This is a genomic window from Bacillus sp. SG20033 (assembly GCF_044570195.1).
GTDB lineage: Bacteria > Bacillota > Bacilli > Bacillales > Bacillaceae > Bacillus > Bacillus subtilis.
Genome location: NZ_CP172606.1, coordinates 1,902,620 through 1,919,099, shown reverse-complemented (window position 1 = coordinate 1,919,099; position 16,480 = coordinate 1,902,620). Strand labels below are relative to the sequence as shown.

General features: G+C 46.0%; 1 protein-coding gene. It reads right to left on the bottom strand.

All coding sequences use genetic code 11. The features are described from left to right. Positions 1-5 precede the first annotated feature (5 nt). Positions 6-16,472, bottom strand: coding sequence for an amino acid adenylation domain-containing protein (locus tag ACFVP7_RS09845; protein WP_396583259.1), 16,467 nt, complete (start codon positions 16,470-16,472; stop codon positions 6-8). Positions 16,473-16,480 lie beyond the last annotated feature (8 nt).

Below are 16,480 nucleotides of genomic sequence, written 5' to 3'. Positions count from 1 at the left end.
CCCTCCTATAACAGTTGTTGAATCTTTGTGCTGTCACCCGGGTGATAGCTTCGCAGCTTTTGCATGGCGGAGCCGTGAGTTTCCGGGTACACTTCAATCGTTTCTTCTGTCTGTTCCGCTTCATCATTCGTTTCGTTTGCCATTTTCATCATTACTAGCTGCTTCAGCGGTCCCCCGAGCAGCAATTCCAAAGCTTCCATTGCTTCAGGGGCTTCAATTGAGCCTATGCCTGCCTGAGCCATTCTCTTTTGGTAATCCGGTGATGAAACAACACCAATGCTTCCCCAATAACTCCAATTCATCACGGCTACTGTACAAGGCCATACTTGAGACAGCCGCTGTGCAAAAGCATCCTTAAAACTGCAACCCGCAGCGTAATTGCTTTGTCCGGAAGCTCTTGCAAACGATTGTACGGAAGAGAAAAACAAAACAAAATCCAGTGGTTCATGCCGGAAAACTTGGGCCATTCGCACGCTTACATCAACCTTTGCAGCAAGAACGTTTCTGAAACATTCCTCACTCATATTCATCAGGCTTCGGTCTTGTAAGACAATCGCAGAATGGATGATGCCGTTGATTTCATGATGCGTTTGTTTCATTGTTTCATACGCGCGTTCTAATTCCTCTCGGTTAGCCGCATCTGCTTGAATGTAATACGGGGCTGGCCCTAGACGTGCAAGTCTGTCCAGCTTGCTTTGAATGGCTGCATCCTTTTTCCTTCTGCCAATCCAAACGATCTGCGCCTGATATGTTCTGATCATATATTCACTCCACGCCTCACCAATACCGCCAGCTCCGCCTATGACAACATAAACGCCTCCGTGCTTATACTTCGTGTGCACCGGTTGATTGTTGTGTACTGGAATTAGACGAAGCTTATGCCAAATCTTGTTTCGATAGGCCCACGTATTCCCTTCTTGATCGGCAGGCAAGGAAAGGAGTTGAGATAACGGCAGATCTTCGTATTTTTTAACATCGATCAGCTTTGTCTGCCAATTTGGATATTCTTTTGACATTGAACCGATCAGGCCGTGTACCCCGGCATCGATCGGGTCGACAATATCATGCTGATCAACATATTGTGTGTTCACCGTCACGACCGTCCAGCTTATCTCCTTCTGTCCATAGCCTAAAGAAAGCATTGCCTTAATGAGCCTATACATTTGAATGACGCCTTGATCTTGGGCTTCAATCATTTCATCGCCGACTTCGCACTCTGTCACACGAGAAGGAGACATCCACACGATGTGGTCAAACGATCCGAGTGCTTCAAGCTGGCCTGTAATTCTATGAATTGATGCGTTCGGCTCAATGTACAGCTCCTTGGCAAACGGAAACTCCCTTTGAACAGCTTTTCTGCTGTTGTCATCCCCTCCGAGGATGACAACACGCTCATCAGCAGGCGAAATGCTCCTTTTCTCCAGCTGCACTCGATCCCATATCGGCGCCATAAGAAGCGCTCCGTTAAGAGTTGCTTTGGAGTTTCCTAGTGATGTCGGCCCGTCTGGCGGTTGTATGCCTTCTTCCAGCAGCCTTGAGGTAATCCCCTTGATTCTTACACACACTCGGCCTTGTTCATCACACAAATCAATATCCAGTCTCTGTATTTTGTCCTCATTAGGACGAGATGTCACAGACACCCACATTTTATTTGTACACGGGCTAAATATTTCTAGCTCTTGCAGCGCAAAAGGCAGAGAAAGCTGCTCGTCACCGGAATTCAGCTTTAGCCCGATCGACGCTTGTAAAGCAGAGTCGGCCATACTTGGATGAAGAACGAATTCATTCAGTGTGTGAGTTACACCAGCAGGCAGAGAAAGCTCTGCCAAGGCTTGATTGCGGCCGATGTAAAGCCGATCTATCCCTTGAAAACCAGGTCCGTAGTCAATGCCGATCGCCTTATACAATTCATAACACTGGTCGTGTGAGAGTGTGCTTAAACTGCATTGGTCTTGAAGCGCGCTGATATCCTGGACTGGAATGTCTCCTGCCCCACGGATTGAAGCACTGCCTTGACAATGTATCTTTCGATCATTGTGTGCAGCCTCTGTATAGACGTTAAAAGCAATCTCGCCGTCCTGCTGGGGATTTAGACTGATATCCACTTGAACAGGCTGGCCATCCGCCACAATCGGCTGCACCCACACAACATTTTTGATGTGAATAACAGATTGTTGATCTTCGGTTCTTCTCACTGCTCTTGTAACGGCAGCATGAACCATCTCAAGATATGCCACGCCCGGCATAACCGGTTTTCCCTTCACCTTATGATCGGCGAAAAAGAACTCAGCACCTGTAAAGGCCGAGCTGAAACGCTGCTCTGACAAATCAGATGTGTTGACATGTATCAATGGATGCAAAGCTGCTGATTCGACTGTTTTTAAAGCTGTTTGATGGGCGGCTGCCTCCTCTTTCGTATCCGTTATCCAGTAGCGTTCTTTCGCAAATGGATAGGTAGGGAGGCTGATGCGTTTCGGCTGTTTGCCGTCATACAGTTTACTCCAGCCTATTTCCATGCCTTTTACCCATAAATCAAGCAGTCTTTCATATATGTGAGGCTCCCAGCTATTGTTGAGCGTTTTCTGTACTTCGTCATCTGATCTCAATGTTTGTGCGATACCTTTTTCTGCTCTGCCTCTGTACATGTACTTCGCATTGGTGCCTCCTTCTATAAAGAGGTTCAGTTTTTCCAGCAAGTCCCCAGTAGAGACAGCGATGATCCCTAATCTCTCCTCCATTGCATCACGCCCCTCTTGGAGTGTATAAGCAATATCAGTGAGGTCACGAGCAGTGATAGATCGCTTGCTGATAAAGTCTGCTAATTGCCGGGCTTGGTCTTTCAGACGATCTTCATCCTTTGCCGACAAAATAAAGATGCCCGGGTGCTGTGCTGTCACAGCTGGTGCTGTTGCAGGATGGGTTGTTTCTTTCGGAATATATTCCTCAATGACCACGTGGGCATTGACGCCGCCTATCCCGAACGAACTGATGCCTGCGCGGCGCGGCAGCTCTCGGCCGGCTTCATCCCGAAGCGCCTGCCACTCTCTCGATTCCTGCACAATATAAAACGGGCTGTCATCCAGTCTGATATATGGATTAACAGTTTCACTGTACAGACTTTTGACAAGCGTTTTATGCTTGAGCTGCAATAACACTTTAATGACACCCGCCACACCGGCCGCCAGCGATAAGTGACCGATGTTTGTTTTCGCTGATCCAAGTCCGCAATGGCTGCCATGAACAGCCGGGTCCCCCGTTTTTTCATACAGCTCTTTAAATGCCGCTTTTAAGCCGTTGATTTCTACTGGATCGCCCAGCTCGGTTCCAGTCCCATGCGCTTCAATATAAGTTACGGTTCTTGGATCAATTCCCGCTTTTTCATATGCTGTTTTTACGACATCCGCCTGAGCTTTCGGATTAGGAGTCGTTAGAGAATTTGCGCGGCCACCGTGGTTTACCGCACTTCCTTTAATGACACCGTAAATATGATCACCGTCTCGTTCAGCCGCTGTCAGCTTTTTCAGAAAGAGAATGCCGGCACCTTCACTGACTGCGAATCCATCGGCTTTGTCAGAAAATGTTTTGCATCTTCCTTCTTTGCTCAGCGCCCCGGCCTTATCATAGGCGATATGGCCTTGCGGAGTTACGACCGTGTTGACCCCTCCCGCAATCGCCATTTCACAGTTTCCATTTTCAATGGCGCAAACCGCATGATGAATGGCGACCAAAGAGCTTGAGCACGCAGTGTCGATCGGTTCACTCGGTCCATGAATGTTCAGGAAATAACTGACTCTATTCGGTCCTGCAGAAGGACTCATATTCGCAGCCGCTGAGCCTTCGATGTCTACATTTGACAGAAGTGAACTGTACCCTGTGTTTCCTGTCCCGATGAAGATGCCCGTTTTGGTTCCTGCCAGGCATCTCGCTGAGTGTCCCGCTTCTTCTACCGCCTTCCACGCATAGGTCATTAACAGGCGCTGCTGAGGCTCCATCTGCTCAGCCTCCAGCGGAGATATGCCGAAGAACAATGGATCAAAGTCAGCTACTTCATCAATAAAACCGCCCCATTTGACGTTTGTTTTATTCGCTTCTTTCAGAGGGTCTCCGTAATACTCCTGCCAATCCCAGCGGTCTTTTGGAACCTCTGTAATACAATCTGTGCCCGATAACAGGTTCTTCCAATATTCCTCAACGTCTTTTGCCTTTGGGAAAACGCCGCTCATCCCAACAATCGCAATAGGCTCAGGCTTGTGATCAGCTTCCTTTTGCATTGGTGTTACCGAAGGTTTTACAAAGCGGTTTTCAGTCGAAAACGTCATATTTTTTATATTCTGTTCGACAGGCAGCATCAGCACCTCAGCTTTGGCAGGCGTTTGAGCTGTAAAAGCATTTGGATATTCTTCTGACAGATACCCTGCAAATGCATAAACAGTTGCGTGCTCAAAGAAGATCGTAGGCGTAAGATCCAGCTTGTACTTCTCATTCAGTGTATTTGCGAATTCAGTTAACGTAATCGAATCAAATCCATATTGATTAAACTCCATGTCCGGGTCAATCTCTTCAGGTTTGATTTTGAGCAATTGAGAGATTGTTTGCTTTAAAACTTCTTGAATGTGGTCAAACATATTCCCTTGATCCATTCTTGCTTCAGATGTCACCGGTACTTGCACTGTTTTCATTGGTACATCATCAGAAGACGGCTTTTGAGTCAGCTTTTGCCTCATCATGTCTTTGATTCCTTCCATGACGATGACTTGATCTTTGCCAAATGCCAAACCTTTATACAGCGCTTGAATGCCGGTCTCGGTCCGCATTGGAGTCACACCTGTGTTTTTCAACGTCATGTTTTCAATTTCTTTATTCGCGCGCATGCCGCCTTCTTTCCAGAGCGGCCAATTGATTGACAACGTTTGTCCGTGCCTGTACATGGCGGTTACAAGCGCATTTCGATAAGCAGCATAACTGTCCATAAATGCATTAGCCATTGCATAATCGGCCTGTCCCGCGCTGCCGGCAACACTTGATATTGAAGAAAAGAGGATAAAGAAATCTAACGCAAGATGCTCGGTTGCCTCATCCACATTCACAAGCCCTTTCACCTTAGGAGCGAGAACTTGTGTCAGCTCTTCATTGGTTTTGCTCATAAGATAGTTATCTTTAATCAGCCCAGCGCTGTGAATGACACCATTCAAGTCTCCGTAATCAGACGTAATGCTTGTGATAAGCTCGGAGGCTGCTTCCGTTTGTGTCACGTCAACCTGCCTGTATTCTGCGCGAGCCCCTAATTGCTGAAGTTCGTTAAGCTCCGCCTGCTGATCCGCATTCAACGCGGATCTGCCTGTCAGAATGAGCACAGGCTGTTCGGCTTGACGAGCAATCTCTTTTGCAAAAATAAACCCAAGTCCTCCTGCGCCGCCCGTGATGAGGTAAACACCTTTATCTCTCCACGGCATGCTTATTTCCCGATCATCTATTTGCATTTCATCCAGATCATTGATGTACCGTTTGCCTTTTTCATATTTGATGTGCTGATCTTCTGTGTGCCTTTTATTCTCTTTCAGTTTATCTATTACACTTTCAATATTTTCATGTGAATCGATTTCAATCGTCTGGCCGATTAGTTTTTTATTCTCCAGGCCGGCGGTTTTAAGGAGCGCCGATAGCCCTGAGAATGAGTACTGCTTTCTTTGTGAAGAGGTAAGCAGCTGGATCAGCACATTGCCCTGAGGTCTGCTTTTGAGAAGACCCTGGACCGTCTCAAGCGCTTGTTCGGCATAATCTTGGAACCTCTCTGCAAGTCCTTCGCGGAATGACTCCAAAACGATGCATTCCGCTCCTGTCATTCTTGATTCAATGCGATCTTTTGAGAGGCCATTCATGTCGCAAAGCATGACAATGTGCCGTTCGTAATGAGGCTCAGGACTTTCTATTTTAAAATCCTTGGGCACCCATTTTTCTTCAAACATCAGGGTTGCCAGCGTTTGATCAGATTCCGCCGATCCAGAGCCGCCTTCCGCTGCTCTGAAAGATAATCCTTTCATCCGTACGAAAACATTGCCGCTCTCATCTAAAATATCAATATCGCGTTTTTGCACCTTATCAGTTGCCTTGCTGCCTTGGCTGTATCTTGCGTATACCCACATTTCTGACGAGCATGCTCCGAAGATTTCAAGCTCCTTGATAGCAAAAGGCAGTGTCAGCTGGTTATCCCCGGCGCCTGTCAAAATGCTTGACGCCTGCAAAGCAGAATCCATCAGCCCAGGGTGCATTTTGTATTGGCTGAGCGTATCTGCAGCTGACGGATGCAATGACAATTTTGCCAAAACAAATTGTTCAGCTGTATAGATTTTTTTCACTCCGCGATAAGCAGGACCATATTCAAATCCAATCATTCGATAGGTGTCGTATACTTCGTTTACGCTGAAATGACTTTCCTGACACTGCTCCCGCAGAGATTGCAAATCAACCGTCGGCAGATTTTCAGCAGGATTCAATACCGCGCTGCCTTGACTGTAGACGATTGACTGTTCGCCAGTAACGTCTGAATGACCATAGATTTCATAAGAGATCTCACCATTTTCCCCCGGTAAAAGCCTAATGTGTACTTGTTGCGGCTGATCCTCTACAACAATAGGCCGCACCCACACCGCGTTCTTTAGCTTCATGGTGCGCGGTACACCTTGTACCTCTGCGGCCTGCTCAACAGCTGCCCGCGCCAATTCAAGATGAGCCACTCCCGGCAAAATTCGTTGGCCTTTCACAACATGATCAGCAAGGAAAAACTCTTCTCCCGTATAAATAGAGCTAAACCTTTGTTCCGAGAGATTCGATGTGTTTTGATGCATTAATGGATGCAGCACGGCTCCGCCAAGGCGGGAGGCTGCTTGATTTGCATCAATGCTGCTGCTTTTTTCAATATGATCAGAGATCCAATAACGGTCTTTTGCGAAAGGATACGTCGGCAAGTTGATGCGCTTTGGCAGATTCTCGCCATACAATTTCGTCCAGTCTACATCAAGCCCCTTTACCCATAATTCAAGCAATTTTGCATACTTTCCCCGTTCCATCCATTTCTCGACGGCTTCTTGAATCTCTTCGTCCTCTGTCAGCATTTGGAGTGTGCCTTTATCAATCCTGCCTTTAAATACATCCTCCACACCGCTTTTGCCTGCTGCAAAGTCTTTTAACTTTTGCTGTACATCCTCAATGGAACCGGAAATAATCCCGAGACGTTCTTCCATCGCATCCCGTCCGGCTTGCAGTGTATAAGCGATTCGGGCGAGATTTACGTCACTATATGATTGCTTATCAAGCGCATCTGCCAGCTGCTGTGCATGTTCTTTTAGCCGCGCTTCATTTTTAGCCGATAAAACGAAGATACCCGGATGTTCCGGCGTGATGGATGGTATATTCTCATCGGATGCTTCCGGAATATATTCCTCGATAATCACGTGGGCGTTTACCCCGCCGATTCCAAATGAACTGACACCTGCCCGGCGAGGAAGCTCTTCTCCCCGTTCATTTTTCAGCGCTTTCCATTCTTCCGTTTCCCGTACGATATAGAACGGACTGTTTTTCAGCTGAATGTATGGATTCACGTTTTCGCAATGCAGACTTTTCACTAAGGTTTTATGCTTAAGCTGCAATAATATTTTAATAACTCCTGCTGCACCGGCTGCCAGTGATAAGTGGCCGATATTTGTCTTTACAGACCCTAATCCGCAGTAAGGATTGGCTGATGTGTCTCCTTCATTTACACCCAATGCTTTAAAAGCTGATTTCAAACCGTTAATTTCAACCGGGTCTCCAAGCTCCGTTCCGGTTCCGTGGGCTTCAATGTAGGTCACGGTTTTCGGATCGATTCCCGCTTTTTGATATGCCGACTGAATAACATCTGCCTGCGCCTTCGGATTGGGAGTCGTTAAAGAGGCTGCACGGCCGCCGTGATTGATTGCACTGCCTTTTATGACTCCGTAAATGTGGTCTCCCGCTTCTTCAGCCGCTTTTAATTTTTTCAGGAACAGTATGCCGGCACCTTCCCCATGCGCAAAACCATCGGCTTGATTTGAAAACGTCTTGCATTTTCCTTCTTTGCTCAGTGCTCCCGCCTTATCAAAGCTGATATACACCTCAGGAAGGATAATCGTATTTACACCGCCGGCTAATGCCATGTCACAAGTGCCTTCCTCAATTGAAGAGATGGCATGGTGGATCGCCACTAGTGAACTTGAGCACGCTGTATCAATCGGTTCGCTCGGCCCGTGCAGATTAAGGAAATAACTGACCCGGTTCGGACCGACCGATGGGCTCGTATTGGCTGCCGCTGATCCTTCTATTGCCGAGTTCGCTTTAGATAGAAGAGAGCTGTATCCTGTATTTCCCGTTCCGATGAAGACGCCGGTCTTTGTGCCTGACAACCTTTTCGCCGAATATCCTGCATCTTCGATCGCTTTCCAGGCGTAAGTCAGCAGTAAGCGCTGCTGAGGTTCCATTTGTTCAGCTTCACGCGGGGAAATGCCAAAGAATAATGGATCAAAATCTGCAATACCGTCAATAAAACCGCCCCATTTCACGTTCGTTTTATTGACTTCCTTCGCCGGATCACCTTCATATTCACGCCAATCCCAACGATCTTTCGGGATTTCCGTCATGCAGTCTTTGCCTTCTTTTAAGATGTTCCAGTACGCCTCAACATCTTTCGCCATAGGAAAAATCCCGCTTATGCCCACAATGGCAATTGGCTCAGGCCCAGCATCACTCTGTATGGCGTTTGGCAGCATGACTTGCTGCTTTCTGCGTCTTTTAGCTTTGGCACGCACGGCTTGTTCCTGTTTCGCAGCAGGCTGAAGCTGAGCCGATGCAGCGCGCACAGCAAATGTCTTCGCAAATACCGATTGATATTCTTCTGACAAATGCTTGCCAAACGCATGAATCGTCGGGTGGTCAAAAAATACGGTTGGCGTCAGCTCTAACTGATAGGCGCGATTGATATGGTTGGTGAATTCAGTCATGGAGATAGAATCAAAACCATACACCGTCATCTCGGCATGATCATCAATCGTTTCAAGCTTGACCTTTAACAGCTTGGCGATCTCTCGCTTTAACATCGCCTTTACTTTATCCAGCAAACTGTCTGTATCAATGCTATTTATTTGTTCAGTCATGTGTTCTGCTTCCTTCTTTTCCATAGGTGCTGAGGCGTTTTTGGCCAGCATGTTTTGTTTTATTTTCTGCACATCGCCTTCGATCACCATTACTTGGTTTGCCTCTGAATGAAGTGCTTGATATAATGCCTGAATTCCTTTTTCCGCCCTCATAGGAACAATACCGGCAAGTTGTACAAGCCTTTTCTCAGTTTCTTGATCGACCTGCATGCCTCCATCTCTCCATAAAGGCCAGTTTACAGAAAGCGTCTTTCCATGCCGCTGGCTGAGGTCGGCAAGCCGATTTCGATAGCCTGCATACATATCCATAAATACATTGGCTGCCGCATAGTCAGACTGACCAATGCTCCCTAAACTTCCTGAAAGAGATGAAAAGAGAATAAAGAAGTCTAAAGGCAAATCCTTACTCGCTTCGTCTAGATAAACAAGCCCTTTTACTTTAGGCGCCAGTACATCGTGCAGATCTTTTGCCTGTTTATTAACCAGGTAGCTGTCCTTGATGATTCCGGCACTATGAAGAATACCGTTCAGACGGCCATATCTTTTTTGAATGTCGTCAATGAGCTGATAGACTTCAATTTTATTGGTAACATCTGTTTGCCGGTAGGTGATGTCAGCCCCCTTGCTATGAAGCTCTTCCAGCTTTTTGCTTTTGCTTTCGCTAAGAGGTGAGCGGCCCGCCAGAATGACTGTCGCATTTTTCGTTTGTTCCGCAATTTCCTTTGCAAAAATATGACCTAGTCCGCCGGCACCTCCTGTAATGAGATAAACACCATTGTCTTTCCACGGTTTGCTGCCGTCTCCTTTTGCCTGTTTGATTTCACGCCAATCAGCAATATACCGTGTCCCGTTTTGATATTTGACATATGAATCGCCGCTCATTTGATTTTCTAACAGTTTGCCCGCGATGCTTTCTCCACTTTCTTCACCGCTGACTTCAATCATTTGGCCGGTTAGTTTGGCATTTTCCTGACAAGCTGTTTTCAGCAGTCCTGTCAACCCTGAAAACAATTGCTGTTCTCCCTCTGCAGAGGTTACGATCTGAACGAGAATGCCGTCTTTCGGTTTCGTACGAATGATCTCTTGTACCTTTTTAAACACTTGTTCTGTATAAGAATGGAAACGCCCATCTACTGAAGAAGGCCTTGCTTCCAGGCTGTATACATGGACATCCTCGATGGCTGCTTCAATTTGTTTTCTCGTCTCATGATCATATTCACATAGGAATACGAGATGCTCTGCATATTTTTTTGCAGCTAAGCTGTCAGCAGCCTTTTGTTCTTGCCAAACGGGCTGGAGCAATAAAGTTTCAGCGTTCATTTTTGATGGTTCGGTTTGTATATCTGCCTCCATCACTCTCGTCGAAAATCCTTTCAGCCGCACGCAGATCATGCCATGCTCATCACATAGGTGAATATCGACTTTCTTTATCAAATCTCCCGGTTTGTTTTTCGAGTTGAATTGAACATAAACCCACATGTCAGAAACGCACTGACGAAAGACCTCAAGTTCCTCCAGGGCAAATGGCAGTGCTGCCTTAAAGTCTTCAGTGTCTGAAAGTTCCGCTCTGACGACATTTTGCAAATATTCAGCCGCCTGTAACGCCCCGTCCATTACACTTGGATGAAGAACATAATCGCCCAATGTATGTGCAACAGATTCCGGCAGTGATAATTTTGCAAGCAGCTGGCCGTCACCTTTATATACGGCCTCTACACTCTTGTAACCTGGACCGTAATCGGCGCCGATCATCCCTTCATAAAACGAGTCAGCATCCATTCTGCTTTGATCACATTGTTTCTTGATCTTAGAAAGATCCAGTGCTTTTTCTCGCTTTAACTGAATCAATTCCGCTATACCTTGGTTATATACAACTGGTTCTGCATCAGCGGATTCCGGATCACCATACATCCGATAAGCAATGTGTCCGCCATCTTCATCGTAAAGTCCGATATTTACCTGAACCGGCTCACTTCCTGCTACAACCGGGCGAACCCACACGACATTTTTCAGCCTGATTCCAGTTTCATGATCCTCCAATCCGCCAATTCCTTGTTCTATAGCGGCTCTTGCCATTTCAAGCGTGACCGCCGCCGGCAAAATCGCCATGCCTTTAATGATATGCTCGGCAATAAAATACTCTTGTCCTGTGAAAATGGAGCTGAAACGCTGCTCTGACAGAACCGATGTATTATGGTGCACCAAAGGATGCAAACGAGATGGTTCAATTGTTGTGATAGCGCCGGTGCTGCTTTCAGGCCAGTATCGTTCTTCGGCAAAAGGGTATGTCGGCAAGCTGATGCGGCGTGGCTTTATATTTGGATAGAGCCTGCGCCATTCAACGTGAAAGCCATTTGCCCACATCTCGGCAAGCTTTCTCAATTCTTCTTTTGATATCCGCGATGAAGCCATATCATCTGCTTCAGCATTTCCAAGCAGCTGTTCAGCGGATGTCATTCTCGTTTTTTCTCCTTGAATACAGCCTTCTGCGAGCGGCTTTCCAGTCACAAAAGCTTCCAGCTGATGTTTCCACTCTTCCAGATCGTTCACTATAAAAACGATCCTGTTATCCATTGCTTCACGGCCGACTTGGAAGGTATATGCAATATCTCTTAAAGAGAAATGCCTTTGCTCGTCTTGACTGATATAGGACAGCATTTCCTTCGCGTATACTTGGAGCCGTTCACTATTTTTTGCTGATATAGGAATGATGTAAGGCTGATTGCCTTCGTTTTCGGTACCTGCATCAGAAATGTTTTCATATTGCTCAAATATTGCATGGGCGTTAGTTCCGCCAAGGCCGAATGAGCTCAGAGCCGCCCGATGGACACCTGCGTGTTTCTCTAACGATTTTCGTTCACGGACAACATAAAAAGGAGAGCTTTCAAACTTTATATCCGGATTCGGCTCCGTACAGTTGATGGTCGGTGCAAGTTCATTATGGTATAAACTCATCGCAACTTTAATGCATCCGGCTAACCCCGCAGCTGTATCCAAATGGCCAATATTCGTTTTCACTGAACCAATTCCGCAAAATTGTGTTTTGTCGGTGTATTGCTTGTACACTTTATTTAGAGCAGACATTTCAATAGGATCGCCTAATTTCGTTCCCGTCCCGTGTGCTTCAATATAACTGACCGTTTCAGGATGGATCTTGGTTGTATCCAATACATGCTGTATCACTTCTGTTTGGCCTTTTACACTAGGCGCATAGAAGCCTGCCTTCTCTGCCCCATCATTATTGATGCCTATTCCGCGCATAATGGCATAAATATGGTCTCCGTCTTTTACGGCATCCACAGCTTTTTTCAGCAGGATGACTGCTACGCCTTCACCTCCGGCCATTCCGTCCGCCGAAGCATCGAACGCCTTTACATGCCCGTCGCTTGAAAAATTCAACCCGTTTTGGTGCACGTAGCCGATCGCTGATTGTGCGTGCAATGTTGCGCCTCCGACAAGCGCATATTGTGATTCGCCCGATGTCAGGCTTTTGTATGCTTGATATAAACCGACTAGTGATGAAGAACAGTTAGAATGAACAAAATAGCTTGGCCCTTTTAATCCGAGCTTATGTGAGATCATTGTGGGAATGGTTCCGCTTTGGGCTAAAACCCATGAGACATAGCCATCCGGTGATTCATGTCCTTCTGTTGTCTCCTTCGGCAATAACGTTCTATATGAATTGCTGCTTGCAGACATATATACACTTGTTGCCGGAATCTCCTTAGCCACATATCCTGCATCTTCAATCGCTTTCCAGGAGTGCAGCAATAAGAGGCGGAGCTGAGGGTCCATATACTCAGCATCTTTTGGCGAGATTTGAAAGAAACCGGGATCGAATAAGTCTTTCCCTTCGATCACAGATTGCACAGGCACATAGTCAGGATGCTGTATCAATTCTTCGGGAACTCCATTTGCGCGAAGCTCTTCTTCAGAAAAGAATCGTATGCTTTCTTTGCCTTCTTTGATGTGGTTCCAGAAGTCATGATGATTTTTCGCACCCGGGAACTGGCAAGATATCCCCACAATCGCAACACTGTCATCAAAATAAGGGGGAATCTTCTGTTCTAGGTGTTTTCTATCTTTTTTGATATCATAATGATCTTCATTTTGTGTCCCGGCTAGATCTGAGTTTTTCATCTCCAAAATGTATTCACTGATTGCACGGATCGTGGAAAACTCAAACAGCTCAGTAACATGAAACTCACAATCGAATTCTTTTTTGATTCGTTCAGCCACAGCTACAGCCAGAAGCGAATCGCCGCCCGCATCGAAAAATCCGTCTTCCGGCCCAAATCCGCTGACCTTGAGCGTTTCCTCCCAAATGCGCAGCACCTGATCCTCTATTTCCGTTAATTGCAAGTGATTTGGTTTCCTTCTGTTGAACACGATCTCGCGTTTTTCTAATTCTTTACGGTTCACTTTTCCGCTGGGCGATAATGGAAGCTCATCTAAGCGGATAAAGTGTGAAGGTATCATATATTCAGGCAGACTCGATTTTAGATGAAGGCGCAAATCTTTTGGATTGGCAGAGACATGTCCGCTTTCCTCTGTATAATAAGCAGCGAGCTGTTGATGGCCCTCCAGCTGCTTCACCACTACCGCCTGATCTAAAATGCCCGGAAATTCACTCAGCTTTGTTTCTATTGCGCCCAGCTCGACGCGAAAACCGCGTATTTTGACTTGGCTGTCAATCCGTCCCAAGTATTCTATGTTGCCGTCAGGAAGCCACCTTGCTGAATCACCCGATTTATATAGCTTCGTCCCTGGTTCAAAGGGATTATCAATAAATTTTTCAGCCGTAAGCCCCGGCTTTTTAAAATAGCCTCTTGCTAAGCCGGCTCCAGCGATGCAAAGCTCACCAGGCTTTCCGATCGGGACAGGTTTCAAATGCTGGTCCACAATATAAATTTTCGTGTTGGAAACAGGCTTTCCAATCGGTGTATGGTGACTTGCGATATCTCCTTTTCCGCATCCGAAATACGCAGCGTAAATGGAGGCTTCCGTCGGTCCGTATATATTTTCAACACGGCAGTTTGTAAAGAGCGATACCGCCTTTTTCACTAATTCTTTAGGGAAGGCTTCACCTGCAACCATCATATACTTCAGCGGACCGTCCTCTGTGAATCGCTTGTTGTCTTTCGCCATTTCTAAAAAAACATGCAGCATGGCCGGCACAAAATTAATGTGAGTCACTTTATATGTTTCAATATAATCCATGCAAAGCTGCGGTGATTTCTCCCCATTAGGCGGAAGAATCACTAGACGGCCATCTCCAATAAACCATCCGAATAATTCTGAGATCGATACATCAAACACATAGTTCGTCTTCAATAAATATGCATCCTCAGCCGTTACAGGATAGTGAGATTCAAGAAAATTCAGGGTATTCATAATGCTCCGATGCTCTACCATAACCCCTTTAGGCTCTCCGGTGCTTCCCGATGTATATATAATATAAGCGAGGTGTTCCGGTTTTACTTCCCGCTTTAAACCGCTGCTTTGCTGGTCTGTATAACCGTTTCGGCAAGCTAACTCGATATTGATCGCTTTTACATGGCTGCCAGTTAATCCGATGATCCTATCATGAACGTTAGGTTGGGTGAGGACAATGGATGCCTGACTGTCTTTGAGCATGTACTCTAATCGTTCTTGCGGAAAACTTGGATCTAACGGCACATACGCTCCGCCAGCTTTCAGTATTCCTAAAATTCCGATGATCATATCAAACGAACGCTCTGCACAAATGCCAACGGGCTGTTCAGGTCTAACACCCTGATGTTGAAGGTAGACTGCCACAGATGTGCTTTTTTCATCTACTTCTTTATATGTAAGTGATCTGTCTTCAAACATCACAGCAACCGCATCGGGGGTTTGTTTCGCTTTTTCCTCAAACACCTCATGTATACACTTGTCATTTGCGATGTTTGTCCCTGTCGCATTCCATTGTTCCACCAAATTAGTTTGTTCTTGATTTAATCGCAAAGAGTAGGCTTCAAGCGGCAAAGACGGGTCATCCATCATGTGTTGCGCGAGCTTCATATAGTTCTCCATCATGCTTTCAATGGAGGACAGTTCATACAAATCAGGGTTGTACAGAAGATGAAGCACTGTTTCATTTTCTTGCTCATATATTTCGAGCGCCAGCTCAAATTCACCCTCTTGCCGAATGTCTTCAATATATTCGATGCCAAGCGTTTGATACGGTTCGAGCACTTTTTGCAAGCCTGTTGCCTGAAAAAAGTTTTGGTACAGAAAAGCTGTTTGAAAAACCGGAGAATCCGGGGCCGAGCGGTCTACATTCAGCTCTCTTACCAATGCAGGGAACGGAAACGCCGCATGATCCAGGCCGTCAGCCACTGTCAGCTGCAGTTCCCGAATAAATGCTGTTAATGGCTGAGATCCGATATTCTTGCTCCGAACAGCCATCATATTGATAAAATAACCGATTAGGGTTTCAAATCTGTCTTCTTGCCGACCCATTGTCGGAACGCCAACAATGATATCCTTTTGTTTTGTATAATGATGCAGCAACACTTTGTAAATGGAGAGAAACACAACCGATTCATTCACATGATTGGTGCGGGCAAACGATTTAATTTGATTTTTCAGGTGATGAGGGAGCAAGCTTTTATAAGCTTGCCCCTTGAATTTTCGTGATGAAGACCGCGGACGGTCAGCAGGCAAATCAAGAACTGGCAGACTCCCAGACAACTGTTCTTTCCAGTAAGCGAGATGCTCTTCCCCTTCTCTGCCAGTCAGCATCCGTTTTTCCCAATCGACAAAATCGTAATAATCAGCTGTTAATGGCTGCTGCAAGGGCTCAATCCCATTCAGCAATTGTTGATACGCTTCGAATAGCGCCGATATCAATGTCAGCATCGACACACCATCAAATATGATATGGTGAATTGTTATAAGAACAATGCATTCTTCTAACCGATGAAAAAGGTGTGTGCGCCATAACGGACCAGCTTCCAACTGGAAAGGTTCTTTTGCTTTTTCTTTTAGAAAAGGAAAGATATCTGCTGATTTCATTGCTGATATATCCTCTTCCACAAAATAAAGATCCTTTGATAACTGAACCGATTGAAATGGAATGCCATTTTCTTCTTGAATCACACTGGCTAAGATCGGATATTGTCTCTGTACAAACAGAAGGGCTTTCTTGAACGTCTCTGCATGTATTGGTTTGCTGAAGCGAAAGCATAAAGGAATATTATATGCACTCATCCCAGGAGACATTTTTTGAAGCATCCACAGCCCTTTTTGCCCTTCTGAAAGCGGGCTTTTCAACTGCCGCTTCATGCCTTTAA

Excerpts from the sequence above, each read along its gene's own strand:
- ACFVP7_RS09845 (WP_396583259.1), bottom strand. The coding sequence starts at position 16,472 with ATGAAGCGGCAGTTGAAAAGCCCGCTTTCAGAAGGGCAAAAAGGGCTG.